Here is a 25,546-nt window from a genome sequence, read left to right on the forward strand (position 1 = left end):
CGAGAAGAAGCGTCAGGCGCGTTCTTTGAGGCGATCGGCGATCCACTGTTCGATCTCCACCGAGTCCCAGCCCACCGCGCGCACGCCCAGGCGCAGCGCCTTGGGGAACTTGCCTTCCTTCATGAGGCTGTAGATGTGCGCGCGCTTGAAGCCGGTCTTGGCTTCGACCTCGGCGCGGCGCAGGATGCGGTGCTCGGGCGGCAAGGCCGGCGCGATGGTCTGCGAAGACATGAGAGGCACTCCTTGACGCTCGATGGCGTTGTTCAGAAAGTGCCTCGCATTCCATATGCTGCTGCTGCGAGATTCACTGCAACTGCAGAACACGCAACTGCAATTGCAGTCTGCTGTTACAGGCTCAGCGCGATGCCTCCAGGTGGCGACGCGCCTGTGCCAGCTTGCTCCACAGCGTTCGCTCGCTGATGCCGGGCCGCCCTTCATGGTGGGCCAGTAGCGCACTGATCACCGCATCCATGTTGCGGAAGGACGAGTAGGCAGAGCCCGCGGGGGACTTGCCCAACAGCAATGTCAGCAGGCCGCCAATGATGTTCAGGTAAGTCGATTCGCTGCGCAGGCCCGGTTCACTCGCATCGCCCTCACGAATGCTACTGGCATGCTCCTTCGCCAACGCTTCGTGCTGTGCCTTCAGCGCCGCATGTAGTTGTGCGAGTTCGGCAAGCTGCAGCTTGGCGGCCTCGCGATCGGCTAGCAACACGTTCAGCATGGCGACGCTCACCGAAGGATGCAGTTCGCGCTCGATGCCGTCGAACAGGAATGGAGGCCGCTCACCGGGGTAGTAATGCGACATCCACGCCTTCAGGTCGACGTGGCGCACGATCAACGCAGGATCGTCGAGTGCGGGGCGCTGAGGTTCCTGCGCCATGCCTGCCTTGCCGTAAGAAAGCTCATCGTGTGCCAATGCGTCGAAGATGCGCTCGGAGAAAAGGCGCAGCAAGGGCCAGCGCGGAAAGTCGTTCGGCTCAGGCATGGCACGTGGCCCGAGCGTTTCCAGAATCCGCGGCTCAAAGCGCAACAGTCCCGCCCAACGGACGGCCGCCTCGATCGGGCGGTAGTAGATCCTGGCGCCAAAGGCAAGGCAACTCGATTTCCCCATGTCGCGTGCGTCCCATCGTCGGATCGAACTCTGGCAGACGCGCACCGCCCAAGTGGGCGAGGCGATTGCCCAGAAATCCGGATGAAGCGCAGGACCGGCCGGGATCGTGGAAGGAAGCGTTGCATCGGCGCTGACGGCCGGCTAAGGGCGAACTACATCTTGCTACGCTTGAAACTCCTCAACCATGATGCGGGCGCTTTGCCTTTGGATCGGCACGCGGCTTGGTGGTCGCGCTCCCCTGGAGTCAAGCATGGGTGCCGCGCTTTACCCGAAACCTGGCCAAAGTTTTCCGTAGGAATTCCAACGGCGTAAAGTGCCAATGCGTCAACAGGATGAGCCGGTTTGCAACCAGCAAAAGCTCATGCGTTCCGCGTCAGTGAAATGACCGCGGCGGCGAGCCCGCAGGCGAGTGCCGGAGTACGGAAGGGCGCAGCAATTGCGTCGAAACTGGAATCAGTACAGCGCATGAGCCATGCAGATCGGGTCAGCCGCAAGACCAAAGATGAATCGCGCAATCCGAGAAAACTAGCCGCGCACCTTTCGATAGATCTGCGTCAAATCGCGCGTGATGTGCTTGCGTCCTGATGACATACACGTTCGGCGCGTTCGATGAACCGCTTCAACGGCTCCGTCATGCCACCCTCGGTTCGTAACAGATAGGTGGTTATCGATGCGCTCTGACCGGCCAACGGGCGGACAACAACATCCGCCGGCTGGCAAGTTGCCAAGTGCGCGGCAGTGGAAAAACTTAGCCCGTACCCTGCGGCCACCAACGTCAGCATCAGCCCGTGAGAAGCGGCATACTCAGCCACGATCGGTTGGACATCGACAGAGCGGAACAGTCGTTCGCTCTGCCGACCGCAACCTTGGCATGCCCGTGGATCACAAAGTACCAGCGGATAGCTCACCACTTCCTGCAACGGCACTTCCTTGAAGGCTACAAGCGGGTGCCGTGCGGGCAGGATCACTACCAAGGGGTCGGCCCACAGCGGCTCAGCAATGATCCCGTCCTCCACTTCATTGACCATTGCAAAGCCGGCGTCGAACAGATTTGCGTTCAGCCCCTGCACGAGTTCGGTCAGCGGTACTTCGGAGAGCCGGATGTTTACCTGCGGCGACTCTTCGCGGCACAGTGCAAGCAGTGCTGATAGCCTCACCCGTCCTATGTCTCTCGACAGCGCGATTCGCAAAATGCCCTGAGAACCGGAGGCAGCAGCCTTCGCGCTGGCCACTGCCTGCTCAACGCTCAACATGATGCGGCGGGCGTCGTCGAGGAAGACTCGCCCTGCCCAAGTCAGGGTTGCGCCCCGCGGCGTGCGACTGAGCAACGTCACGCCTAGAGTTGTCTCCAACTTGCGGATCGTGCGTGATAGGGGAGATTGTTCTATATGCAGCCGCCTAGCGGCTCGACCGAAGTGCAGTTCCTCGGCTACAGCAATGAAACAGCGAAGATGACGTAAGTTCATGCGCAGTCCCTCGTGACGTGACCAGTCCTTATGATCGTAGGGAGCCGCATGCGTGCGGAGAAGAGGCCGGCATGTCTTGCAGCGGCTGTCGTCGCCGGCTCACAGCACGCGGGCAATGGTGTCCGGAGTTATTGCAACGCTGCTTGAACGCGGGCGGCGGTCATGGCGGATGGCTAGCTAGAGCACTCGCGCCAGCGCGCCTCGGCTAGTCTTCTGTGGCCGCAGCGACCCGAGGAAGACAGTCGCGGCGTCTTACGTCACTCCCCGAGGGCGAGCGATTTGGTCTGTCGACACGGGCGGCGGCGCAGCGTCTGAAGTTCGCGCCAGCGGGCATCGCGCCGGATGAACTGTCGATGGGCATGTTCGGCGAATTCGAGATCGCCACCTGTAAACGCGCTGCTGAAGCACTGCGGCCGGAGCAGTCGCAGCAAGCGGCTGACGCGGGCGGACAAGCAATTCCTGTAACATGTGCCGCGCCTCTTCACTGTCTTGCAGCAAGCCCGCGACAGCGTGAGGGGAGCGGCCAACGGCTTTCACGGTCAGCAACGCATTACGCTGTCCGATGGCATCACCCCGTCGCGCTTGCCGACCTTGCTGGCGTTAAGCTGGCAGGAGGAGCCCGACGTCGAGTTGCGCCTGTTCGAGGTGTCACTGTCGCAGCAAATCAAGGGGCTGCATGGCGATCTGTATGACCTAGGGCCCAGTCTGGTGAAGTGGGTGACGACATCGTGGCTAAGGCGCTTTGGAGCGCCCCCCTCATGGTCGCGGCGCCGGCATGGCATCCGCTGCTCAAGCACAAACGTATCTCACTGGACGAGGTGCTGCGTTATCCGCTGGTGCTGGTGACCCACATGCATACGGGAGTCATGAACGTCAGATCCAACGAGTGCTGCCGCGGGTAAAGCAGGAACCCGTGATCGCTGCACGGGTGGCTTCCTGGGAACCTGAAACGCGTCGAGGTATATTGATTGGACAGAAGCTAGTCTTCCGTCAACAGGTGTAGCCATCCCTTGCTAGCGGCTTCCATAGAACTTTTCCACGAACGAGCGACGGTAACTCTGGTGGCAGGCTAGGCAGCTTTGCTGGGTCTTGGAGAAAGCCGCGATGACTGCTTGGCCGTCATTCCGCTGTGCAGCCTCGCCCATGGCGGTCGCGGCGTCATGGACCTGTCCATCAAGACCCCGAAACTTTCCAGCGTCTGCCCCAAGCCAAGCAAGGATGCGCATCTTTTCCGACATGGGCGGCTCGGCATGCTTGGCGATTCGTGGTGCTAGCTCGGCGACCAGCGGCCAGTCTTCTTTGGAGATCGCGCCCGTGACGGCTTGCATGTCGCGACCGAGTCTTTCCATTATGGTACGAAGCGCCATTGGCTTTGCCGCCTCTACGGACTGCGCACCGAGTGCCGTGGCGAAGGTTGCCAAGAGCACGGACAGCGGGACGGTGAAAAACGATCTGGGTTTCAAGGGCTGGTTCACGAATTTCTCCATTGATGTTGTGACGAATGCTTTGGGTCTAACGATTGGTTGCAGGTGTCCTCAAAATTCCAGACTCAGCGCGATCGATCCGAATGCGTGATGGCCCGCCTGCTGGTCGAACTCGCGGGTTCTCCAAACGCGCATCACGGCGAGCCGTACGCCACGTCCAGCAACGATCCATTGGCTGCTGATGCCGAGAGCTGCTTGCGCGATCCAAGGCCGCCGGCTGACGTGATGGCTATGCCGGAACATGTTTCCGTCGAGTGAGAAGTCCCAGGCGACGGCTTTACCCTCCAGATTCAGGAAGACATGTGCCCCAGGTTTGGGCGCCAGGACCGACTGCGGCGTTGTCGTGCGCAGATCGGCAACACCAGAGGGCGGGCGGTTCTCTGCGCCAGGGCGGATCGGATAGCTGCCGAAGTCGTTCGGTATGTTCCAGCCCGCGCGAAACTCCACGCCGGTACTGGCGGCGGTTTCGATGTTTCCGACCCGCAGGGCATAGCTGCCGATCACGTCGCTGCCCCATCCAGGGCGGACCGCACCCTCCGTGTACGGCTTGAACTTGCGCTCCATGGCCATCTGAAACGCCGGCTCGTTGCGCAACTGGTTGTCCCAGCCGCGAAATCGCTCAATGCCGCGTGCCCGATGCACCAGATCCTGAGATTGCTCGGCCAGCGACCAGGGGCCGATCACGCCCAGGGTCAGCTCACGCACGTCAAGCATTTCGTAACTGGCGGCTTGCGGATGGATGCGGCGATTCCAAGCCAAACCCAGGTAGAGCAAACCAGCGTACGGTCGGTCATCTGGAATCACATCGGTGCGCGTCTTGTTCTCGGGCGTGTACATGGCTTGGCCAAAGCGCACAACGAGGTTTTGCGATGACGAGTGGGCGCCGGCATCGTCCCAGAAGCCGGGATCGGCCCAGCCGATGAAGCGAGCGTACAAACCGATCGGCTGGGGCAGGCACTCCGGACGGAGCCCGCCTTGCAGATCGCGTGAGACTGCTGTTAGCGCGACACCGTTGGTGTAGTTGCGATCGGAGCCGGTGAACAAGTCGTTCTCCAGACGCAGGGTGCCGCCCCGCCAGCGCAGGGATTGCTCTGGCGAGCAGGAGGAAGTATTTGTAGAGAGCGAGACTTCGGAACCGAAAGCGGAAATCGGGCTGAACAATGCACCCGTAATCAACAAGGTGACGCACTGCATCGCCTGCACCTTGGTGTAGCGCAGGCTCCAGCGATACCCGTCGATGCCAATCATGTTGCCCCATCGCCTGCTGCGCTGGTGACGTAAAAGCGTTCGAGGGCACTGACGATTTCCTCTGCTTCGTCTACGCAGGTGAACAAGTCGAGATCGGATGGAGAGACATAGCCTTCGTCGAGCAGAAGGTCGAAATCAACTACGCGACGCCAAAATGCACGGCCGACCAGCACCACCGGAATACGCTGCATCTTTCCGGTCTGGATCAAGGCGAGCACCTCGAACAGCTCATCGAGCGTTCCATAGCCACCGGGGAAGGCCACCAAGCCCTTGGCGTGCGACAAGAAGTGCATCTTGCGCAGCGCAAAACAGTGGCATCGGAACGCCAAATCCGGGCACATGTAGGGGTTGGGTGCCTGTTCGTGGGGCAGCGTGATGTTGAGGCCAATCGAACGTGCGCCAACCTCGAAAGCACCGTGGTTGGCTGCTTGGCTCTTCACGGTTTTCCTACGGGGCCGTCGCCCATCCCGCGCCCTCCGCCCCTGGCCTGTATTGATGCCTGCGCGACCTCCTTGGCCTTTTCCTGCGGATCGTCGCTAGCCTTGGTGTTGAGGAGCCCGGCGCCGGAAAAATCCGGCTTGGGCGGCGATGCAGGCACACTCCGATCTCTAAGACGCTGATACAGCGCCCAGTGAGCCGCACCAGCCGACCCGCATTGCGATTCCGCGTCACTGATCGCCGGAGCCGCGGATACATTTCCATCCTCCTGTGCCTCCCCCGTGACGAAGCTCATGACGACACCGCCGTCATGATCTTGCGCTGGGGAAGGCGGCGCGGCCATGGCGCTGGCGACCAATGCCAAACCGAGCCACAGCACGGTGGCGAGATGCTTCTTCAGGTTCATTTCATATCTCTCGCCGATATGGCGGGTTGCCCGCGCGACAGGCCGTGCCAGGAAATGGCTGCGATCGCCACCCACACCAGCGTTCGGAAGCTCATCGCGATGACCGTGCGCATTTCATAGGCCCCGCCGGCATAGCCGTGCGCGCCGAATGCCGCAAGGGCAAATGCAGTCGCTGCGGCGATGACGACGGCCAGCCACACCGCCCAGCGATGCCGCAGCCACAGTCCAGCGCCAGCGATGACGTAGGCGAAGCCGGCCAGAAAGTTGAACCAGAGCACGAACGGCACGAAGTTCCCGGCAGAGGCTTGCGCCGCTTCTCCACCGAACAGGATCGCGCCGCCTTCCTTGATGGTCAGCAGACCGAACCCGACCGCGATCAGGGACATGGCCCGGATGAGAAATCCGCGCTGCTGCATGGGTCCTCGCATAGTCATTACTCCATGACTCGCTTTTGCCTTCAGCCCCTAAGAGACAGCCAGTCCCGCCCGGTATAGGGCGAAGGCCTCGACGGCCTCCCGCAAGAACCACCCCCTCCACTGCGGCGCGGTAGGGGTCCGGAGCACCAGTTCCTGGATGACACTGACAAGCGAAATTGCCTCAGCACTTGGTTGCACGTCGGCCCTGACCAGGCCCTGCTGTTTGGCGCGGGCGATGATTCGGGCTAGGCGGGTGGCGTAGTTAGCGATGAGCATCCGGATGCGCCGCTGAAGGCTGGGGTCGCCATCCTGTGCCAACCACGACAACAGTCGCCGGGGAACGCCGGGGTGCCTGGCGATGAACGCGATCTGCTGCTGGAATACGCTCTCCAGTTCCCGCAGCGGGTCGTCTTTCCTCTCGCTCTTGACTGAGCGCAAGAGCCGGCCTCTCACTCTGGCAATAAACCTTTTTCGGCCACCGCGGCTGTCCGTCTGCGGAGGCGACCATCGATCCTCGGCCGCGGCGGCGGTTCCAAGCAGACTTTTCATATCCGCGAACAGGTAGTGGCGCGTGGTTTCCCACCACCGCTTGAGATGCTCCTGCTCGAAACGATTCATGCTGTCGTCCGTCATGGTGCCTCCTCCCTTATTTGCAAGGTCATTCAAACCCCCGCCCTTCACCGGCGTCTCCATGGGTCACGCCATCGCGGATGTGGTAGATGCGCTTGAATGTGGGGATGATCTTTTCGTCATGGGTGACGACGATGATGGCGGTCTCGAACTTCCGGGCCATGTCATTGAGGATGCGGATCACAGCCATGGCGCGCTCGCTGTCGAGAGGCGCGGTGCGCTCATCGGCCAGGATCACCGGCGGGCGATTGACCAATCCGCATGCGATGGCGACCCGTTGCTGCTCGCCACCGGAGAGTTGCGAGGGCATGGCGCGAGCCCGGTGTTGCACATCGAGCGCCGTAAGCAGTTCCAGCGCCTTCGCGCGCGACTCCCCATTCGCGACGGATGCCGGATCGAACTCGAATGGCTTGCGGTTACGCGTCGGTGCCTCTCGCCCGCCTTGCACCATGCCGCATTCCACCAGGAGGCGGGCGTTGGCAGCTTCCACCAGAAAACACGAGCCCGTGACTTCGCGTGCCGCACCCAGAAAACTCAGCTTCATGGGATGTTCACTCCGGCTTCTTCTCTTGCATCGGGCAGGTGCTCAGGCCGAACAGGCGGTAGCCTGGGCAGCGGCCAGCCAGCCCTGTGATGAGAGGCATGAATCCAATGAGTCCCAGCCAACGCCAGGATGAGTCCAGCCACAATGGGAGACTGAGGAGAACCAGTCCGATGACGACGCGCACAATGCGGTCGAGCCGTCCAACGTTGATTTGCATGACGGTCTCCTTGTGTTGAGTCAGCGGCTTGAAAACGCGACGGGGGCGGCAGCGCCCCGCAGCGGATGGGTTGCGGTCGATGCCGTCGTGGATACGTCCCAGCCACCGCCAAGGGCCTTGTACAGCGCCACCAATTGCACGGCGGCGTTGGTATGTGCCCGCGCGGCTGCGGTTTCGGCCTCATGCAGGCTGCGCTGGGCAGCCAGCAGTTCGACCAGCGCGATGTCGCCCGCCGCGTAGCGCGTCCTGGTGTGGCCGTAGGTTGTGCGCGCGGCATCCAGTGCCATGCCGCGGCGTTCCAGTGTGTCCAGCCCGCCGTGGTAGTCGCCCAGCGCGCGCTCGGCGTCGCCCAGCGCCGTCAGCACGGCCTGCTCATAGGCCAGCGCGGCCTGCCGCTCGGCCGCCTCGCGTGCCCGAATTTCGGCTCGCACACGGCCACCGTCGAACAGGCGCCAGGAAATCAGCGGCAGGATGGAAAAACGCGAGCTGGATGCATCGAACCAATCGCCCGTACTGAGCGCCTGAAACCCGCCGCCGACACCGATGGAGAGTTTGGGGAACAACTCGGCCGTGGCCACGCCGATGTCGGCAGAACTCGCTGCGAGGCGACGTTCCGCAGCCAGCACGTCAGGACGTCGGCGCAGCATATCTGCGCGCTCGCCCACCGGCAGTGCCCGCAGCGTGCTCGGCGTCAAGGGGCCATCAAGCAGTGCCAGCTCCCGCTCCGGCGGTGCGCCCAGCAGCACGCCCAGGCTGAGCACCGCGGTGCGCTGGCGCGCCTGGATATCCGGGATGAGCGCGTTGACTGCTGTCCATTGGGCGTACGCCGCCTCCACGTCGGCGGCCGACGCGTCGCCCAGCGCGTGCCGCAGGCGCACCAATTCAAAGGTCTGCTGCAGCGTATCCAGCGTGGCGCGTTGTGCGTGCAACTCGTAGCGGGCGCCGACGGCGGTGAACCAGGTGCGCGCGACCTCGGCCACGATACGCATGCGTACGCCCTGTGCCTCGGCTTCGGTCGCCTGCAGGCGGGCGCTGGCGCCTTCCAGGGCGCGCCGCTTGGCCCCGAACAAGTCGGCCTCCCAGGCCGCGTCGAAGCCCGCGTCGTAGATGGTCTGCGTGGCGTCAAGACCGGGGATGGAGCCTACGGGCAAGGGGCCGTTCTCGCTTTGACGGCGCCGGTTGACGCTCGCGCCTGCGGCGGCGGTGGGCAGTGCCTCGCCGGCCACACGTTCGCGCAGGGCGCGTGCCTCATCGATGCGTGCCGCAGCCTGGCGCAGATCCAGGTTCTGTGCCAGCGCTGTGGCCATCAGGCGATCGAGGACTGGATCGTCCAGTGCAGACCACCATTGGCTCAAGTCTGCGGACTGGGATTCACTTGCCAACGGCAAGGTCCAGCCGCTGCCGACGTCGACCGGCGGCGGCTCGCGGTAGTCGGGGCCCACGGTTGCGCAGGCAGTCAGCAGCACGCACGACAGGGCCAGCGCGACCGGACGCACGCGCCCAGGGGTCAGGCCGGTGACGGTTGCGCGAAGAAAGGGAGTGCGGGTCTTGGATTTCATTGCAGGCGTCCTCGGACGAATACGGTGGCCATCGTCAGCGTGGCGAGGGCGATGATCGCCAGCGGCCACAGGCTGGCGAGAATGTCACCGGGCGGCATGGCCTTGAGAAAGCTGCCTTCGACGATGATGAGGAAATGGGTCAGCGGAATGGCCTGAGCCAGCCATTGCAGAACGACGGGCATGTTTTCCACAGGCGTCGCAAAGCCTGACATCAGCACCGCCGGCACGCCGACGGCGAACGCCCCCAGGATGGCCTGCTGCTGCGTCATGCTGACCGCGGAAATCATCAGACCGATGCCGACCACCGAGGCGATGAACAGCACCAGGCTGGCAAGCAGGAGTGCAAACGAGCCCGTAAATGGGATGCCGAACAGGAAGACGCCCGCGCTGATCATGAACAGGCCCAGCCCGGTGCCAATTGCGAGTGCCGGCAGCGACTTGGAGATGATGATCTCGGGCGTCGAGGTGGGCGACACCAGCAACTGGTCGAAGGTGCCCAGCTCGCGCTCGCGCGCGATCGACAACGAGGTGATCAAGAGCGAGCTGAACAGCGCCAGGATGCCCGTCAGCCCGGGCACGATGAACCAGCGGTAGACCAGATTCGGGTTGAACCAGTGGCGCACGACCACGGGCGTTGGTGCCTGAGCGTCGGGCACGACCTCGGCGCCGACATCGGCGGCGATGGTGGACAGATAGGCCACGGTGATCTGCCCGGAGTTGCTGCGCCGGCCATCGACCAGTACCTGCGCGCGGCCACTTTCGCCGGCAGCGATGGAGCGCGAGAAATCCACCGGGATGGCGAGCGCGGCGATCACCTCGCCACGGTCGATCAGCTCGTGGAGCTGCTGCTGGCTGTCGACATGCCGGACGTGGGTGATGAAGCGGGCGCTGTCCAGTCGCTGTACCAACTCGTGCGACCACCGCCCCGCATCCTGATCGTAGACGGCGATATCGACGTTGCGCACTTCCAGCGTCGCGGCAAAGGCGAACACTAGCAACTGCAGGATCGGCGGCACGAACACCACCATGCGGCTGCGCGGATCGCGCAGGACGCTGAGCACTTCCTTGATGAACTGGGCGCGCAGGCGGGTGAACGAGAATGCGGAAGTCAACATCGCGTCACTCCAAGTTCTTGCGCGTGGCGCGCTTGGCGATCACGAAGAACAGCACCCCGATCGCCGCCATGGCCGCCAGGTTGGGCAGGAACACGGCCCAGATGTCGCCGGCCAGGAACACCGTCTTCAGCGAATCGACGAAGTAGCGCGCCGGAACCACCAAGGTGATGGCGCGGATCGGTGCCGGCATGGCGTCGATCTCGTACAGAAAGCCCGACAACATGAAGGCCGGCAGGAAGCCCGTGAACAGCGCGATCTGCGCGGCCAGGAACTGGTTGCGTGCCAGCGACGAGATCAGCAGACCCTGACCCAGCGCCGGCACCATGAACACCGCCGACAAGAGCAACAGGGACAGCAAGGAGCCGCGCATCGGGACGCCGAACACGAACACCGCCAGCGCCGATGCGCCCAGCGTGGACAGCATGCCGAGCGCGAAGTACGGCAGCAGCTTGCCGATCAGGATTTCGGCCACCGAGGCCGGCGTGGACAGCACTGCCTCCATGGTGCCGCGCTCCCATTCACGCGCCACCACCAGTGCAGTCAGCATGGTGCCGATGATGGTCATGACGATGGCGATGGCGCCGGGAATCAGTGCGCGTCGGCTTTCCAGTTCGGGGTTGAACCAGTAGCGCGGCTCCAGCATGATGGACTGCGCCGGTGCTCCGACGTCCAGTCCGGCACGCCAGGACTGGACCACGCCACGGGCGTAGTTCTCGACGTAGTTGGCGGTATTGGGGTAGGAGCCATCGGTGACGATCTGCACCAGCGGCTCGCTGCCACGGAGGGCCAGACGCTGCTCGAAATCCTGCGGGATCACCACGTAGCCGCGCAGGTCGCCTGAGACCAGTTGGTCGGCTACTTCGCGCCGGTCATGGGCGAAGTGCGTATTCAGGAAGCGAGTGCCCGAAAACGCTGCGGCCAGCGACTGTGCCGATGCGCCGGGCGACTCCAGGACCACGCCGACACGGACATCCTTCGCATCCAGCGACACCGCATAGGCGAACAGCAGCAGCAACACCACCGGGAGCACGAACGCGATCAGCAGCGTCGAGGGGTCGCGCAGCGCCTGGTAGCTTTCCTTGGTCACCAGGGCGATCAAGCGCCGTAGATCAAAATGGCGCAAGTCGGTCTGCAGGGAGTCACTTCCGTCTTTGTGCATTGTGGCGCCGTTCATGTGGCGGCCTCCAGCTCGCGGTCTGACGACTCCACCAGGTGGATGAAGGCGTCCTCCATCGTCGGGTCGGGCCGTTCGGGGCTGACCGCCGAACGTTTGAGCGCGTCGGGCGTATCCAGCGCGATCAGTTGCGCACGCGAGAGCATGGCCACGCGGTCGCAGTATTCGGCCTCGTCCATGAAGTGGGTGGTGACCATGATGGTCACGCCCTTGCGGGCCAGTCCGTTGATGTGGGTCCAGAATTCGCGCCGGGTGATCGGGTCCACGCCCGAAGTGGGCTCATCCAGGAACAGCACGGGCGGCCGGTGCATCAGCGAACAAGCCAAGGCCAGGCGCTGCTTATGTCCCAGCGGCAGGGAATCGGGCGTGGCGGACAACCAGTCGCCCAGATCGAAGGTTTCGATCATCTCGGCAATGCGCTCGCGCCGGGTGTTGCCTTCCAGTCCGTAGACGCCGGCCGAGAATTCCAGGTTCTGCTGCACCGAGAGCAGGCCGTAGAGCGAAAACTTCTGCGCCATGTAGCCGAGCCGGCTCTTGGCTGCGCCGGTGGCGCGGCGCAGATCATGGCCCACCACATGCGCTTCGCCAGCAGTGGGTTTCAACAGGCCGCACAACATCTTGAAGGTGGTGGACTTGCCGGCGCCGTTGGGGCCGAGCAGGCCGAAGATTTCGCCCTTTTGCACCTCGAAGCTGACGTTGTCGGTGGCGGTGAACTCACCGAAGCGCTTGGTGAGGTTTCGGCACGACACGGCAATATCGGAACCCAGCTCAACCGGCGGCAGACGCTCGGCCAGCGTCGAAGTGCCGCCGGGGCCGCCACCGAGCAGATCGATGAAGGCGTCTTCGAAGCGCGCGGGCACCTGCGCCAGTCGCACCTGCGCCTGATCGGACAGGGCCTGGAGCTGCTCCGCTTGAGCGCCCTCGCGCAACACCACGCGCACGCCGGCGCCCTGGATCACGCCATCGCTCACGCTGGGCAGGTCGAGTGCCTGGGTCAGGACCGCTCGGCGCTCGGCACCGACGTCTTCCAGACGGAAACTGCGGCCTTCGAGCTGCGCGGTCAGCTCCTGCGGCGGGCCCTCGAACAGGAGCTGCCCTTGGTTCAGCAGCAGCACGCTCTCACAGCGCTCGGCTTCGTCGAGATAGGCGGTGGACCAGACCACGGCCATGCCTTCATCGGTCAGCGCCTGCACCATGCGCCACAAGTCCAGGCGGCTGACCGGGTCGACACCCACGCCCGGCTCGTCCAGCAGCAGCACCTTCGGCCGCGCCATGAGCGCACAGGCCAGGCCCAGCTTCTGCTTCATGCCGCCGGAGAGCTTGCCGGCCAGGCGTTTGGTGAAGGGTCCGAGCCGCGTGAAGTCCAACAGCTCGGCAAACAGATCGGCGTTGCGGTCCGCATCCATGCCGCGCAACTGCGCATACAGGCGCATGTTCTCCATCACCGACAGGTCTTCGTACAGTCCAAAGCGTTGCGGCATGTAGCCGCTGGCGACGTGAATGGCGTCGTTGTCCTTGACCACGTCATAGCCTGCCAAGGTGACGTGGCCGGCGTTCGGCACCAGGAGGCCGGTCAGAATCCGCATCAGCGTCGTCTTGCCGGCGCCGTCCGGGCCGACCAGACCGGTCAGCCGCCCATAGTGGATGCGCGCGCTCAAGCCCCGCAGAGCCTTTATGTCGCCGAAATGCTTGTCCACGCCCTCGATGACGACGGCAGCGTCTTCGCCCGCACCAGCAGGCACGGCGGCGATGGCACGGCTTGCCTGCATTTCACCGCTCCCCCGGGATACCGGTGCCGGCTTTCGCATCGACCTCGATCGTCACCGGCATGCCCTGGCGCAAGGCACTGTCGCTGTCGGCTTCGTCGATGACGATGCGCAGGCGGTACACCAGATCCGTGCGCAAATCCGTCGTCTCCACCGTCTTGGGGGTGAACTCGGCGCGCGGCGAGATGAAGCCGATCTGGCCGCGATAGACCTTCTCTGATGAATCGCTTTTGACGCGTACCACAGTACCGGGCGCGATGCGCCCCAAGTCCGACTCGCCCACGTAGGCGCGCACGTAAACCGGCTTGTCCAGGCTCAGGCTGTAGACCGCGCTCTGGCTTGCAACCATGCTGCCGGGCTCGCGCACCCGTGCGATGACGGTGCCACTACTGGGCGCCACCAATTCGGTGTCCGCCAAGGCTGTCGTGGCTTGCGCTGCGGCAGCCTGAGCGGCCGCAAGGCGAGCTTCTGCCGCGGCGATGTCTTCCTTGCGGAAGCCTTCGGATGCTTGCGACAGGGCCGCCTTCGCTGCTTCGACGCCAGCGGCTGCCTGGTCTCGCGCCGTGCGGGCGGCATCGACCGTACGCTGGCTGCTGGCACCCGATGTCAGCAGGCCACTCTGGCGCTTGAAATTCCGCTCGGTCTCGGTGGCGAGCGCCTGTGCCTGCCTGAGGGCCTCGCGCGCCTGGGTGATTTCCTGCGGTCGCAGGCCGCGGCGCAGCTTGGCCAGTTCCGCCTGCGCCACCTGCACCTGGGCCTGCGCTGCCGCAAGGGCTTCCCGATAGGGTTGCGCGTCAAGCGCCGCCAGGCGCGCGCCCACGCTGACGGCATCGCCCTCGTCGAAAGCCATTTGCATCACGCGCCCGGGCTGACGGAAGGCCAGTTGCACCTCGCGGATATCGACGTTGCCGTAGAGGCGCAATGCATCTTGTTGTCCATGGTCGCGCGACAGCCAGAACGCCAGTGCGCCGCCAAGAGCGAGCAAGACGACGGCCATCACGACCCAACGGGTTTTTCTGGAGAGGAGGTTTGGAGTTGTCATCGATGGGTTTCCGCTGGATAAAGGTGCTCAGTGCTCGCGTGCAACCGGCGCATTCGCCGCTGACCGGCGCCAGGCTATGGCCGATATGCCAGCCCACACCAACGTGCGCAGCGTCATGGCGACCACCGTGCGCCGCTCCCAGGCGCCACCCAGAGCCACATGCACTCCGAAAGCCAGGAACACGAGTGCGGTCGCCACCGTGATGACAATCGCCAACCACGCGGCCCAGCGCCGGCGCATCCACAAGCCGACGCCGGCGACGATGTAGGCGAACCCGGCCAGAAAATTGAACCAGAGCACGAAAGGCACATAGTGGCCGGCGGCTTGGCGCGCCGCGCCGTCGACAAACAGAACGGCGCCGCCCTCCCGAAGAGTGAGCAGGCCGAAGCCGATCGCAAGCAGGGAGATCAGCCAGTTCCAGAGGCTGCGTCGTGGATGAGTGGTCATCTTCATGGCCTTTAGTTGATTGGGGAAACTCCCAGGCCTTCGCCGTCGTCGCGGCGTGCGTGTGCGTTCCGCCGGGCGGTCGGGCTGAGTGTTGAATGACGCGGATTCGCGCTGGAGACGCAACGCGATCGCATGACCGTGGTGTGCCTCTCGGCCGACCGGGCAACTGCGTGGCGGCAAGATGGAAGGGGTTTCATCGGGTGTGCGTGATGCCACGGAGATAGATGGCAAACACGGCTGGCGCATCACGACGGATGCGACTGACCTTGCCGGCCAACAGCGACTGCATGACCAGTCCCTGGATCGTGCCGATGAACAACACGGCGGCGGCATCTACGTCCAGATCCGCATCCAGGTCGCCCTGCGCCTTGCCTGCTTCCATCAGGCGGCGCAGGCGCTGCTCGTATTGACGGAGCAAGGTCTGCACCATCCGCTTGGCGAGCGTCTCGCCAGAGCGCTGCAGTTCTCCGAAAAGCATGCGCGGCACGCCGGGATGCTTTGCCACGAAGTCGATGTGCGTCATGAACATGGCTTCGAGCGCCGCGGCAGGCGACGCGGCGCCTTCGGCCGCCTTGTCCACGCGCACCAGCAGACGCTCACCGACCCAGGTCATCGTTGCCTCCAGGATCGCGTCCTTGGTTGGGAAGTGGCGAAACAGCGCGCCCTGCGTCAAACCCATTCGATCAGCGATGGCCGTGGTCGTGATCTCGGCCGGGTTTTGCTCCGCGGCCAAGTCCACCACCGCTTGCACTGTGGCAGCACGCCGCTCTTCAGCGGACAGATGTTGAGGACGTTCGCTCACCGATCAGACTCCTTAAAGTAAGTGACTTATTACTATCCTAACATGCAAAACATCCGCGTCGCAAGGTCGGGAATACGGTTCACTGCACGGGAAAGGATGGTTCCCGCCCCATCCATGGGTCGTGGCCAAGTGAGCTGACGAGACCCAGGAAGCGAACCCACTTCTCGTGCGGATCATGAGTAATCGGTCGGCAGGTCGGCCACCCCAGTCAGAACAAAAGAAGCGATTTCGTTCGAGCGAAGGCGGAAATTCCCCCAGGCGTTCTGCAAGGCTTTGCATCTTTTCCCGTAGGCATTATGATAGTAATAAGTTGCTTACAACATGGGAGGATCAAAGATGGACACCCTTGCCATACCTGACAAGCCCGCGCCGGCACCGTCCGAAGTCGTCTGTCGCCCCGATGTCCTGGATACGCTTGCGAACGCGTGCCGGGCACGCGGCACTGGCGGGTTGTCACCGGCGGCGGGTTTGCTGGCTTGGTACGACTGGGCGCTGCACCTGAGCCTTTCACCGGGCAAGCAGCGCAGCCTGATCGAAAAGGGATTGCACAAGCAGCGACGCTTGGCGCGTTACGTCGCGCACGCTGCAAGTGCCCACGGCTGCCCCACGTGCATCGAGCCATTGGAGCAGGATCGGCGCTTCGAGGCGCCGGCCTGGCAGCAATGGCCGTTCAACGTGATCCACCAGGGCTTTTTGCTGCAGCAGCAGTGGTGGCACAACGCCACCACCGGCGTGCGCGGCGTGTCGCGCCATCACGAGAACATGGTCACTTTCGCCGGGCGGCAGTGGCTGGACATGTGGTCGCCATCGAATTTCATCTGGACCAACCCGGAAGTGTTGGAAGCCATCAGAACCAGCGGCGGCGCCAACCTGTGGCGCGGCGCGATGAACTTCCTCGACGATGCACAGCGTCTTGCGCTTGACGATGAACCGGCCGGGGTCGAAGGCTTCAAAGTCGGCCAGGACGTGGCGGTCACGCCAGGAAAGGTGGTGTTTCGCAACCACCTGATCGAGCTGATCCAGTACACACCCACGACCCCCGATGTGTATGCCGAGCCGGTGCTGATCGTGCCCTCCTGGATCATGAAGTACTACATCCTCGACCTGTCACCGCACAACTCGATGGTGAAGTACCTGGTCGACCAGGGGCATACGGTGTTCATCCTTTCATGGAAGAACCCGACCGCGGCCGATCGCGACCTCGGCCTGGAGGATTACCGGTGGCTGGGGGTCATGGATGCACTGGACGCGGTCACGGCCATCGTGCCCGAGCGCAAGGTGCAGGCGGTTGGCTATTGCCTGGGCGGCACCTTGCTGACGATCGCCGCAGCCGCGATGGCGCGCGATGGCGACGAACGGCTGCACAGTTTGACGCTGCTGGCGTCGGAGACCGACTTCCGCGAGTCGGGCGAAATTGCACTTTTCATCGACGACAGTCAACTCGCCTGGCTGGAAGCCGGGATGTGGGACAAGGGCTATCTCGACGGCAAGCAGATGGCCGCCTCTTTCCAGATGCTCAACTCGCGCGACCTGATCTGGTCGCGCCGCGTGCGCGAGTACCTGCTGGGCGAACGGCAGGAGTTCAATGACCTGATGGCCTGGAATGCCGACGTGACACGCATGCCGTATCGCATGCACAGCGAGTACCTGCGGCGTTTGTATCTGAACAACGATCTGGCCGAGGGACGCTACCAGGTCGGCGGACGGCCGGTGGCGATCGCCGACATCGAAGTGCCGATGCTCATCGTCGGCACGGTGCGCGACCACGTCGCCCCCTGGCCATCCGTGTACAAAATGCACCTGCTCAGTGATGCGGAACTGACCTTCGTACTGACCAGCGGCGGGCACAACGCCGGCGTGGTCAGCGAGCCGGGGCACCCCCGGCGCAGCTACCAGATTGCGACCCGCAGCGCCGGCGCTCGCTACATCGATCCGCAAACGTGGCGTGCCGAAACCCCGCTGAACAAGGGCTCCTGGTGGCCAGCCTGGCAGCAGTGGCTGGCGCGACGTTCGACGGAGCGGGTATCGCCACCTGCCATGGGAGGCACGCAGGCGCCGCTCGGTGATGCGCCTGGTACCTATGTGGCAATGCGGTGACAAGACGCACTGAAGCCAAGACGCACTGAAGCCGAGACAAGGCCAGACCATTTCAGCAGGGACATCACTAGGGATGGCCCACACCCGCCCCAAAGGGGGCCCACCATGACCGAAGGGCACTGCAATGAGCAACGAACTGCCAATCCATCTCTACAAAGCCAATGCCGAGCTCCAACTGCAGATCACGCGCTTGCTGCAGGAGAGCAGCCATCACTGGCTCGAAGCCATGCAACAGCTCAGCGCTGGCGGCGTGCTGGAGACCACCTCGCGCATCCAGGGCCTCCAACAGGCGGCCGACTGGCAGGCGCTCGCGACTTTGCCGTCAGAGGTGTTCTGGCGCCTGTGCCAAGGCCGCATGGGCGATGCCCAAGCGGTCGGGCAAGTAGCAGCCAAGAGCCAGGCGGCCTTTGCCAATGGTCTGCGTCAAGCACTTACGACTTGGCAGGAATCTGTCTCCGAGGCATTCGGCACCAGTGGCGACGCAGCCTCTTTCACGCAGCTTTGCCAGCGCTGGGCGCAGCCCTGGACCGCCCCAAGCGCCGTACCCCAAGGCAAGACCAAGAAATGAGGGGACGGCAATGTATACGACGCAACGGACGGCGCTGGTGACGGGAGGCAACCGGGGGTTGGGCGCTGCAATCGCCCGTACCCTGCACGACGTCGGCCACCGCGTGATCGTCACGCATACCCCCGGCAACATCACGATTGGCCAGTGGCAGCAAGCGCAAGCGACACAGGGCTACACATTTGCTGCCTACGGGGTGGATGTATCCGACTACGAATCAACGCAGGAACTGGCGCGGCGCATCCACGCCGACGGTCATCGGATCGATATCCTGGTGAACAACGCCGGCATCACCCGCGACGCAACGCTGCGCAAGCTCGACAAGGCCGGGTGGGATGCCGTACTGCGCACCAACCTGGACTCCATGTTCAACGTCACCAAGCCGTTCGTCGATCCGATGGTCGAGCGCGGCTGGGGTCGCATCGTCAACATCTCGTCGATCAACGGCAGCAAGGGCCAGTTCGGGCAGACCAATTATTCGGCGGCCAAGGCCGGGGTACATGGATTCACCAAGGCGCTCGCACAGGAGGTGGCGCACAAGGGCGTGACGGTCAACACCGTCTCGCCGGGCTATTTCGCCACCAAGATGGTGATGGCGGTGCGCGAGGATGTGCGCCAGAAGATCATCGATGCGATTCCGATTGGCCGTCTCGGTCAGCCGGCCGAGATTGCGGCACTTGTCGCCTTCATCGCCAGCGAAGCCGCCGCCTTCATGACCGGCAGCAACGTGGCGATGAACGGCGGCCAGCATATGTATTGAGTAGTCGAGGAGCCTGCGGCATGAAAGTCTGGACCATTCGCGTGGGCAACGTCTCCCCCGGTCGCTGCAATTCACCGAAGAGCATCCTTGGCACACTCGGGTGCTCGGACCCGAAGCATGCGCATTGACACGAGGGTGTTTGCGTGCTGACGGATAGTGATCTGCAAGCCCTCCGGTTGACCGCACGTCTAGCAGGCGTCCTCACCCTGATCCTGATCGACACCCCCATCGCTTGGTGGCTGGCTCGTACCAAGGTCTGGTGGAAAGGGCCGATAGGAGGCTGCCTTGGAGCCTAGATTGCTACGCTATTTCGTTGCAGTCGCGGAAGAGCTGCATCTCGCCCGCGCGGCCGAGCGTCTCGGCATCGAGCAATCTCCCGTATCACGAGCAATGCGCGACCTCGAACGCCTGCTGGGCGTCTCATTGTTCGACCGCAGTGCCCGGCAGACGCGGCTGACTTGGGCCGGCCAGGTGCTGCTGGGCGAAGCTCGGCGCGTGTTGGCCACCGTGGACCAAGCGGTTCAAGCTACCAAGGCTGCAGCGCAGGGCTACCAGAGCTATTTGCGCATCGCCATCTGCGACAGCCTTGCCCAGCCACGCATCGCCTCGCTACTGGCGCGCAGTCGCGAGGAAGAACCTGAATTGGGGATTCGGGTCTTCGATCTGCCGTTTTCGCGGCAGCTCAAGGGCCTGCACGATGACCTGCTGGATGTCGGCTTCGCGCTGTCGGATGCGGTCAACGGAGGGCTGATCGCCGAGCCTGCTTGGAGCGATCCGCTATCGGTGATCGTGCCGACACGCCATCCGCTGCTCGCGCATGCACAGGTCAAGTTGGAAGACGCCTTGAAGTTTCCGCTGGTGCTGTGTCACCCGGATGCGGCGTCGGGCTGCCATGACCAGATTCAGGCACTGCTCGACGGCGCGGCCATCACGCCCAAGATAGCCGACCACGTGACAAGCCTTGGCGTGATGCTCACGCTGGTGGGAGCCGGTTATGGCATCGGCTTTGCCATCGGTGCACAGGTGCAGACTTGGCAGCGGCCCGACATTGCGATACGCCCGCTGGCGGGCATCACGCCCACGCTGACGACCTATCTGCTGCGCCGTCAGAGCGAGCCCTCGGAACCGATGAAGCGGTTCTTGCAGCGTGCTCGGCGGTTGTTCCGGCCGCAAGGCGATGTGCACGCTCCTTGACCCGCATCGGTCCAGGTACGTTGGCTATTGGCAGCCGTCTCCGGCTCTGGGTGGACTTATCTGGTCCGTCACGTTGACCGACTTGGATTTTTGAGTCCAGAATAGAGGCCTTCTTGGGGAGCTGACCCCAAGAAATTCTTTGTTGATCAACCGGTTGGGTTGTGGGTGCTGTTCCCTTCACCAGTCCTCGCCCCGATCGAACCGGATAAGGAAGCTCCAGTAGTTTCCGGCGCGCTTGATCTCGGTGATCACGCCTTCCTCGCCTTCGTCAGCGATCTCTCCGATGTAGTCGGACGCCATCAGGATGTCGCCCACGGAGAAGCCGGCCGCCTGGGTGATCAGGCTGCTCGCAGGTTTGGCGCCAGGGCGCAGGTGCCCGGGCTTCTCCTTCGTTCGGGACTTGGCAAGCGTCAGGAGATCGGGCGAGGCCTCGGGCAGACCTTGGGCCGCGCAGACCCAGAGTAGGGCAGGGGCGTCCTGCTTGAACACTTGGTAGAGCCGCTGTCTGCTCACGTCCCAGTAGCGGGCGACATCGCGGATCGTCCAGCCTTTGGCGAGGATCACGCGCTGAATGTCTGAACCGGACAGGGAGTGGGGCATCGCTTACCACCCCGGATAGAGGACATACAAACGCGCCCAGTCCTGCAGCGCGCCGTTTGCCTGAATGATGTCGACCCCTTCGGCTGCATGCCATTTCTTCGGCACGCGCACCATCCAATAGGTGTCCTCGCTCTGGAAGTACAACTGCAAGATCGTCGCAACCAAGAGCTGGCGGTAGGGCGGCAACTTTCGATAATCGGCTCGCCACTGCTCGAGCGCACCGGGGATCTCCGGGTTGTCGGGGTTTCCCCAGTCGAAGCCGCGCGGGCGCATGTAATAGTGCTCACCGCGGCTGCCGTAGGGTCGATCGACGCGTTGGAAGAACGCCCCAAGGTCGTAGTGCTCGATCATCGACCAGAGGTGGATGCCGAATGGTTCGGAGTTACTCCATGATCCCGGTTCCACCTCAACCCCGCAGACCGCAGCCACTGCCCGGGCTTCGATCTCGTCCATGGACGGCCGCTTGTGAATGAGATCGATGAAGGTGAGCTTCGGAAAGCGCCCCTTGGCGAAGGTCGGCGACACCAAGGCGTATCCCACCGCCGCTACGGGGATTCGCGAGTGGTGAACGTACGCGGACTCCGCTTGATGAAAATCGATGATCTCGACTTGATGGGTGCCGATGGCCAGGCCCAAACTGTCGAGAAGGGCTGCAACGTCGGGGGAAGGGGGCATCGGGGTTGCCTATTCGGTGGGAGGCGCGGGGGCGTCAGCCGCAAAGGGGTCGATGATGGTCAGGGATCCCTCGATCACCTGTCTGTGCTGCAGGTCCTCTGAGAGCAATGTGCCGCATCCGGCAATCAATGCGGCACTCACCACCATTGCGTCCCACCAGGAGAATCCGTACTTGGATTGCACAATCCACGCCCGCTGCAGCAGTTCGGTGTCCGGCGTCACGGGATTCCACGCCTGAAGGGCCAGCACGTCTGCCTGTGCCGCCGCCTCGACCATGGCCAATTTTCGCGGATGCGTCGCCACCGCATAGAACTCGATCAGCACCTGCCAGGACAGACGGCCGGCACGGTGATTCGCGAGCGACCTCAGCCAGTCCATGGCGATCGCCTGCTTGCGAGAGTCCCGCTGGTCTCGTGCGTAGGCCAGGACGTTCGTGTCGACGAAGACGGGATTCACCGCAACACCTTGCGGTCGTAGATCTGGTCGCGCGAGGGCCACGACCTGTTGTCGTCACGCGGGTCAGGTGAAAGGTATGGGCCACGTGAGAAGAAATCGGTCATCGCTCGCTCATAGGCGTCGTCCGCGGCGAACTTTTCCTTCACGAGTTCACCGACAAAGCGCGAAACGCTGACGTTACGGGTGGCCGCCTCGATCCTGAGTCTGCGAAGCGTTGCTTCATCCGCAGAGATGGTCAAGTTGGGCATGATGGTCTCCTGAGCCTCTCTAATACGGTTTTAGTGTAGCACTAGGTACGTGATTGAACGGGCGATGTAGAGGACTCTCCCCCGCGCCAATATCCAATCAGGAAAGTGGCGACATTTTCATTGGATTGGGCGAGGGTGTAGGCTGAAGAGCGCTTATCCAGACAAGGAGAAAGCTGTGTGCGGACGCTATGCCCTCTACGGGCCTCATTCGCGCCTCAGAGAGCAGTTCGGTGTTGATCTCGCGGAACTGCGGGAGCGCTTCAACATTGCGCCGACACAAGAGGCCCCGGTCGTGCGTGCTGGATCGGACGGTGGGCCTGAGTTGATCGACGCTCGCTGGGGCTTGCTGCCGTCCTGGGTGAAGGAGCCGGGCAAGCTCGCGCAACCGATCAACGCGAAGATCGAGACCGCCGGGGAGAAGCCGATGTTCAGGCATGCCTTCAAGCGGTCACGTGTGCTCGTGCCGGCGTCAGGGTTCTACGAGTGGGTGCCATTGGCGGGGTACAAGCAGCCGTACTTCATCCGGCCCGCTGGTGGTGATTCGCTTTTTGGCTTCGGCGGACTGCTCGAGCACTGGGACGGCCCCGAGGGTAAGCTCCTCACGTTCGCCATCCTGACGACCGCGGCAAACGACCTAATGCGGCCGATTCACGAACGCATGCCGGTGATCATCCAGCCCCAGGACTATGGCGCATGGCTCGATCCTGGCGTCACCGACGCACAGCTTGTACGGGCGCTTGCCCGTGAGTATCCAGTCGGGGCGATGGAGGCTTACCCCGTGAGTCGGGCCGTCGGAAATCCCAAGGCGCAGGACCCGGGGCTTATAGAGAAGATTGCCGTCTGAGTGTGTTTAAACAGTAAGCACCCGGCGAACCCACCTTCCCCCAGCCGCTTAGCCCATTGAAGATCGTGTCCATCAATTCTGATGGTGGACACCATGGATGTCGTCATCCCGCGCCGGACTCGGCGCACGCACAGCGAAGCCTTCAAACAATCGGTGATCTCGGCTTGCCGTGAGCCTGGCGTCTCGGTGGCGGGCGTGGCTCTGGCCAACGGCCTGAACGCCAACCAGGTCCATCGCTGGATGCGCGAGCGCGGGATCGCGCCGCCGAGCCGGCGCAAGCCGCTCGGCGCTGAGCTCACGACGCTGTCTGAGCCAGGCTTTGTGCCGGTGCGGGTTGCATCCGCAGCCGAGGCGCCGGTGATCCGTCTTGAAGCGCAGCGTGGCAACGCCCGCGTCAAGCTCGAGTGGCCGATCCAGGCGGCCGATGCCTGTGGCGCGTGGTTGCGCGAGTGGCTGGCATGATCCGCATCGAGGCGCTGTGGCTGTCGGCGGCGCCTTTGGACATGCGTGCAGGCATGGACACGTTGCTCGCGCAGGTGGTGCGCGTGTTCGGCGAAGCCCAGCCGCATCACGCCTACCTCTTCAGCAACCGGCGCGGCACGCGCTTGAAGGTGCTGGTCCATGACGGTTTCGGGGTGTGGCTGGCGTGCCGGCGCCTGAACCAGGGCCGCTTTCACTGGACCGAGGGCCAGGGCGGTGTCGCACTCACCCGGACGCAGTTCGATGCGCTGGTGCTCGGGCTGCCGTGGCAACGGCTGGGCGATGGCGGTGTGATCCGGACACTCTGAACACGCGCTATCGGCGGATGCCCCGATGGCGGCGGAGGCGTGCATCGGACATGATCGATCCATGCCGCTGCCCGCCGACCTCGATCAACTGGATGCCGACGCCTTGCGTCGCCTGCTCATCGAGCAGGAGCGCGAACTCGTGTGGCGCCAGACCAAGATCGAGCGGCTCACGCATGAGCTGGCGCTGCACAAGCGTCATCGCTTCGGCGTGAAGGCCGAGCGTCTGTCTAGCGAGCAGGTGCAGCTCTTCGAGGAGACCGCCGAGGCTGATCTTGCGGCGATGAGCGAAGAGCTCGAGCAACTCCAGCCCAGTGTCGGCACGTCGACGCCCAAGGGCCAGGCCCGACGCAAGCCGCTGCCGCCCGAGCTGCCGCGCACCGAGATCCGTCACGAACCCGACTCGACCACCTGCGCCTGCGGCTGCCCGATGCGCCGCATCGGCGAGGACGTGGCCGAGAAGCTCGACTACACCCCGGGCCGCTTCACCGTCGAGCGCCACATCCGGGGCAAGTGGGCGTGCGCGGCGTGCGAAACCCTCGTGCAGGCGCCGGTGCCGGCGCACATCATCGACAAGGGCATCCCGACTGCCGGGCTGCTCGCCCAAGTGCTGGTGGCCAAGTATCAGGACCATCTGCCGCTCTACCGGCAGGAAGGCATCTTCGGCCGAGCGGGGCTGGCGATCCCGCAATCGACGCTGGCTCAGTGGGTGGGCCAGAGCGGCGTGCACCTGCAGCCGCTGGTCGATGCGCTCAAGGCCGACCTGCTGGCGCACCCCGTGCTGCACGCGGACGAGACCCCGGTGGCGATGCTCGATCCGGGTGCGGGCAAGACGCACCGCGCCTACCTGTGGTCCTACAGCGTCGGCGCGTTCGATCCGATCAAGGCGGTGGTCTACGACTTCGCCGACAGCCGCGCGGGCCGTCATGCCCAGGCGTTTCTGGGCGAGTGGCGCGGCACGCTGATCTGCGATGACTACGCCGGCTACAAGACGCTGATCGCGCAGGGCGTGACCGAAGCCGGCTGCATGGCGCACGCGCGGCGCAAGTTCTTCGATCTCGCTGCCCAGGGCCAGAGCCAGATCGCCAGCGAGGCGCTCGAGGCCATCGGCCAGCTCTACGGCGTTGAGCGTGAATCGGCTGAACTCGACATCGATGCCCGGCAGCGCTTACGACAAGCGAAGGCCCGCCCCATCCTTGAGCGTCTGCATGCGTGGCTCTTGCAGCGGCGCACCCAGGTTCCCAACGGCTCGGGCATTGCCCGCGCTATCGATTACAGCCTCAAGCGCTGGGCCGCGCTCACGCACTACGTGGGTGATGGTCGCGTGCCCATCGACAACAACTGGATCGAGAACCAGATCCGGCCGATTGCGCTCGGGCGCAATTATGCGCGGCCCTCGATTATGCAAGCCCTTCGGCCTCGAGTGCGGTCCTCTAGGGAGGGTCGCGTGCTCTGCT

The 25,546-nt window shown here is 63.7% G+C and carries 31 protein-coding genes; 9 read left to right on the top strand and 22 right to left on the bottom strand.

Features of this window, described 5'->3' with window-relative positions; all coding sequences use genetic code 11:
• Positions 1–12: 12 nt before the first annotated feature.
• From C664_RS06000 to C664_RS06010, 3 genes are all read right to left on the bottom strand, one after another.
• Complete coding sequence (locus C664_RS06000; RefSeq protein WP_004255100.1) at positions 13–231, bottom strand: AlpA family transcriptional regulator; 219 nt, start codon at positions 229–231, stop codon at positions 13–15.
• Positions 232–355: 124 nt separating this feature from the next.
• Positions 356–1,111, bottom strand: coding sequence for a hypothetical protein (locus C664_RS06005; RefSeq protein ID WP_004255103.1), 756 nt, complete (start codon positions 1,109–1,111; stop codon positions 356–358).
• A gap of 554 nt (positions 1,112–1,665) precedes the next feature.
• Entirely contained in the window at positions 1,666–2,577 is a 912-nt protein-coding gene (locus C664_RS06010) for a LysR family transcriptional regulator (protein ID WP_038011046.1), read from the bottom strand.
• Between the two features lie 713 nt (positions 2,578–3,290).
• Here C664_RS06010 and C664_RS21245 point away from each other — a divergent pair.
• Positions 3,291–3,479: a LysR substrate-binding domain-containing protein gene (locus C664_RS21245; protein WP_443080596.1), complete on the top strand. Its 189-nt coding sequence runs from the start codon at positions 3,291–3,293 to the stop codon at positions 3,477–3,479.
• Between the two features lie 111 nt (positions 3,480–3,590).
• Here the strand turns inward: C664_RS21245 and C664_RS06025 are convergent, their stop codons facing one another.
• From C664_RS06025 to C664_RS06095, 15 genes are all read right to left on the bottom strand, one after another.
• Entirely contained in the window at positions 3,591–4,052 is a 462-nt protein-coding gene (locus C664_RS06025) for a cytochrome c (protein WP_023443928.1), read from the bottom strand.
• A gap of 60 nt (positions 4,053–4,112) precedes the next feature.
• A complete protein-coding gene (locus tag C664_RS06030; RefSeq protein WP_004255129.1) occupies positions 4,113–5,309 on the bottom strand; it encodes a lipid A deacylase LpxR family protein in 1,197 nt (398 codons plus the stop codon).
• Positions 5,306–5,749, bottom strand: a complete 444-nt coding sequence (locus tag C664_RS06035; protein ID WP_004255131.1) for an LOG family protein — start codon at positions 5,747–5,749, stop codon at positions 5,306–5,308. The genes C664_RS06030 and C664_RS06035 overlap by 4 nt, the downstream gene beginning before the upstream one ends.
• A complete protein-coding gene (locus C664_RS06040; RefSeq protein ID WP_004255133.1) occupies positions 5,746–6,153 on the bottom strand; it encodes a hypothetical protein in 408 nt (135 codons plus the stop codon). The genes C664_RS06035 and C664_RS06040 overlap by 4 nt, the downstream gene beginning before the upstream one ends.
• Positions 6,150–6,539, bottom strand: coding sequence for a hypothetical protein (locus tag C664_RS06045; RefSeq protein ID WP_231570663.1), 390 nt, complete (start codon positions 6,537–6,539; stop codon positions 6,150–6,152). Before C664_RS06045 ends, C664_RS06040 begins: the two co-directional genes overlap by 4 nt.
• Before the next feature lie 78 nt (positions 6,540–6,617).
• Complete coding sequence (locus C664_RS06050; RefSeq protein ID WP_004255136.1) at positions 6,618–7,202, bottom strand: hypothetical protein; 585 nt, start codon at positions 7,200–7,202, stop codon at positions 6,618–6,620.
• A 25-nt stretch (positions 7,203–7,227) separates the two neighbouring features.
• Positions 7,228–7,743, bottom strand: coding sequence for an ATP-binding cassette domain-containing protein (locus C664_RS06055; RefSeq protein ID WP_004255139.1), 516 nt, complete (start codon positions 7,741–7,743; stop codon positions 7,228–7,230).
• A gap of 7 nt (positions 7,744–7,750) precedes the next feature.
• The gene (locus C664_RS06060) at positions 7,751–7,960 is read right to left on the bottom strand and encodes a YgaP family membrane protein (protein WP_004255140.1); all 210 of its coding nucleotides are present in this window, start codon (positions 7,958–7,960) and stop codon (positions 7,751–7,753) included.
• A gap of 20 nt (positions 7,961–7,980) precedes the next feature.
• A complete protein-coding gene (locus C664_RS06065) occupies positions 7,981–9,519 on the bottom strand; it encodes an efflux transporter outer membrane subunit (protein ID WP_004255142.1) in 1,539 nt (512 codons plus the stop codon).
• On the bottom strand, positions 9,516–10,634 hold the full coding sequence (locus C664_RS06070) for an ABC transporter permease (protein WP_004255143.1): 1,119 nt from the start codon (positions 10,632–10,634) through the stop codon (positions 9,516–9,518). The genes C664_RS06065 and C664_RS06070 overlap by 4 nt, the downstream gene beginning before the upstream one ends.
• Before the next feature lie 4 nt (positions 10,635–10,638).
• A complete protein-coding gene (locus C664_RS06075) occupies positions 10,639–11,757 on the bottom strand; it encodes an ABC transporter permease (RefSeq protein WP_443080597.1) in 1,119 nt (372 codons plus the stop codon).
• A gap of 47 nt (positions 11,758–11,804) precedes the next feature.
• Positions 11,805–13,577 (bottom strand): ATP-binding cassette domain-containing protein, encoded by a 1,773-nt coding sequence (locus tag C664_RS06080; RefSeq protein ID WP_004255148.1) that lies wholly within the window; start codon positions 13,575–13,577, stop codon positions 11,805–11,807.
• A 1-nt stretch (position 13,578) separates the two neighbouring features.
• Positions 13,579–14,616, bottom strand: coding sequence for a secretion protein HlyD (gene hlyD / locus C664_RS06085; protein WP_038011049.1), 1,038 nt, complete (start codon positions 14,614–14,616; stop codon positions 13,579–13,581).
• 27 nt (positions 14,617–14,643) lie between these two features.
• A complete protein-coding gene (locus tag C664_RS06090) occupies positions 14,644–15,069 on the bottom strand; it encodes a hypothetical protein (protein WP_004255152.1) in 426 nt (141 codons plus the stop codon).
• A 187-nt stretch (positions 15,070–15,256) separates the two neighbouring features.
• On the bottom strand, positions 15,257–15,865 hold the full coding sequence (locus C664_RS06095) for a TetR/AcrR family transcriptional regulator (RefSeq protein ID WP_004255154.1): 609 nt from the start codon (positions 15,863–15,865) through the stop codon (positions 15,257–15,259).
• Between the two features lie 336 nt (positions 15,866–16,201).
• Between C664_RS06095 and C664_RS06100 the strand changes: the two genes are divergently transcribed.
• From C664_RS06100 to C664_RS06115, 4 genes are all read left to right on the top strand, one after another.
• The gene (locus tag C664_RS06100; protein ID WP_038011051.1) at positions 16,202–17,962 is read left to right on the top strand and encodes a PHA/PHB synthase family protein; all 1,761 of its coding nucleotides are present in this window, start codon (positions 16,202–16,204) and stop codon (positions 17,960–17,962) included.
• A gap of 124 nt (positions 17,963–18,086) precedes the next feature.
• Entirely contained in the window at positions 18,087–18,530 is a 444-nt protein-coding gene (locus C664_RS06105) for a phasin family protein (protein WP_004255160.1), read from the top strand.
• A gap of 10 nt (positions 18,531–18,540) precedes the next feature.
• Positions 18,541–19,287 (top strand): acetoacetyl-CoA reductase, encoded by a 747-nt coding sequence (gene phbB, locus C664_RS06110; protein ID WP_004255163.1) that lies wholly within the window; start codon positions 18,541–18,543, stop codon positions 19,285–19,287.
• Positions 19,288–19,584: 297 nt separating this feature from the next.
• Positions 19,585–20,481 carry a LysR family transcriptional regulator gene (locus C664_RS06115; protein ID WP_443080598.1) on the top strand — a complete coding sequence of 299 codons (897 nt, stop codon included), beginning with the start codon at positions 19,585–19,587 and terminating at the stop codon, positions 20,479–20,481.
• Between the two features lie 177 nt (positions 20,482–20,658).
• Here C664_RS06115 and C664_RS06120 read toward each other — a convergent pair whose 3' ends face one another.
• From C664_RS06120 to C664_RS06135, 4 genes are read right to left on the bottom strand one after another with little or no spacing between them, the layout of a single operon-like run.
• Positions 20,659–21,081 carry a hypothetical protein gene (locus C664_RS06120; RefSeq protein ID WP_004255169.1) on the bottom strand — a complete coding sequence of 141 codons (423 nt, stop codon included), beginning with the start codon at positions 21,079–21,081 and terminating at the stop codon, positions 20,659–20,661.
• Positions 21,082–21,084: 3 nt separating this feature from the next.
• On the bottom strand, positions 21,085–21,756 hold the full coding sequence (locus C664_RS06125; protein ID WP_004255176.1) for a hypothetical protein: 672 nt from the start codon (positions 21,754–21,756) through the stop codon (positions 21,085–21,087).
• Positions 21,757–21,765: 9 nt separating this feature from the next.
• Positions 21,766–22,212, bottom strand: a complete 447-nt coding sequence (locus C664_RS06130; protein WP_004255179.1) for a PIN domain-containing protein — start codon at positions 22,210–22,212, stop codon at positions 21,766–21,768.
• Positions 22,209–22,460 (bottom strand): hypothetical protein, encoded by a 252-nt coding sequence (locus tag C664_RS06135; protein ID WP_004255182.1) that lies wholly within the window; start codon positions 22,458–22,460, stop codon positions 22,209–22,211. The genes C664_RS06130 and C664_RS06135 overlap by 4 nt, the downstream gene beginning before the upstream one ends.
• 175 nt (positions 22,461–22,635) lie before the next feature.
• On the opposite strand from C664_RS06135, the gene C664_RS06140 reads away from it, so the two are divergent.
• The 4 genes from C664_RS06140 to tnpC form a co-directional block, all read left to right on the top strand.
• On the top strand, positions 22,636–23,304 hold the full coding sequence (locus C664_RS06140; RefSeq protein WP_004255185.1) for an SOS response-associated peptidase: 669 nt from the start codon (positions 22,636–22,638) through the stop codon (positions 23,302–23,304).
• A gap of 93 nt (positions 23,305–23,397) precedes the next feature.
• Positions 23,398–23,766: a transposase gene (locus C664_RS06145; RefSeq protein ID WP_038011092.1), complete on the top strand. Its 369-nt coding sequence runs from the start codon at positions 23,398–23,400 to the stop codon at positions 23,764–23,766.
• Positions 23,763–24,092, top strand: coding sequence for an IS66 family insertion sequence element accessory protein TnpB (tnpB, locus tag C664_RS06150; RefSeq protein ID WP_004255190.1), 330 nt, complete (start codon positions 23,763–23,765; stop codon positions 24,090–24,092). Before C664_RS06145 ends, tnpB begins: the two co-directional genes overlap by 4 nt.
• A 61-nt stretch (positions 24,093–24,153) precedes the next feature.
• Positions 24,154–25,546: IS66 family transposase (gene tnpC, locus C664_RS06155; RefSeq protein ID WP_004255193.1), on the top strand; the 1,393-nt coding region annotated here is incomplete at its 3' end.

It is taken from the genome of Thauera sp. 63 (assembly GCF_000310165.2).
GTDB classification, from domain to species: Bacteria; Pseudomonadota; Gammaproteobacteria; order Burkholderiales; family Rhodocyclaceae; genus Thauera; species Thauera humireducens.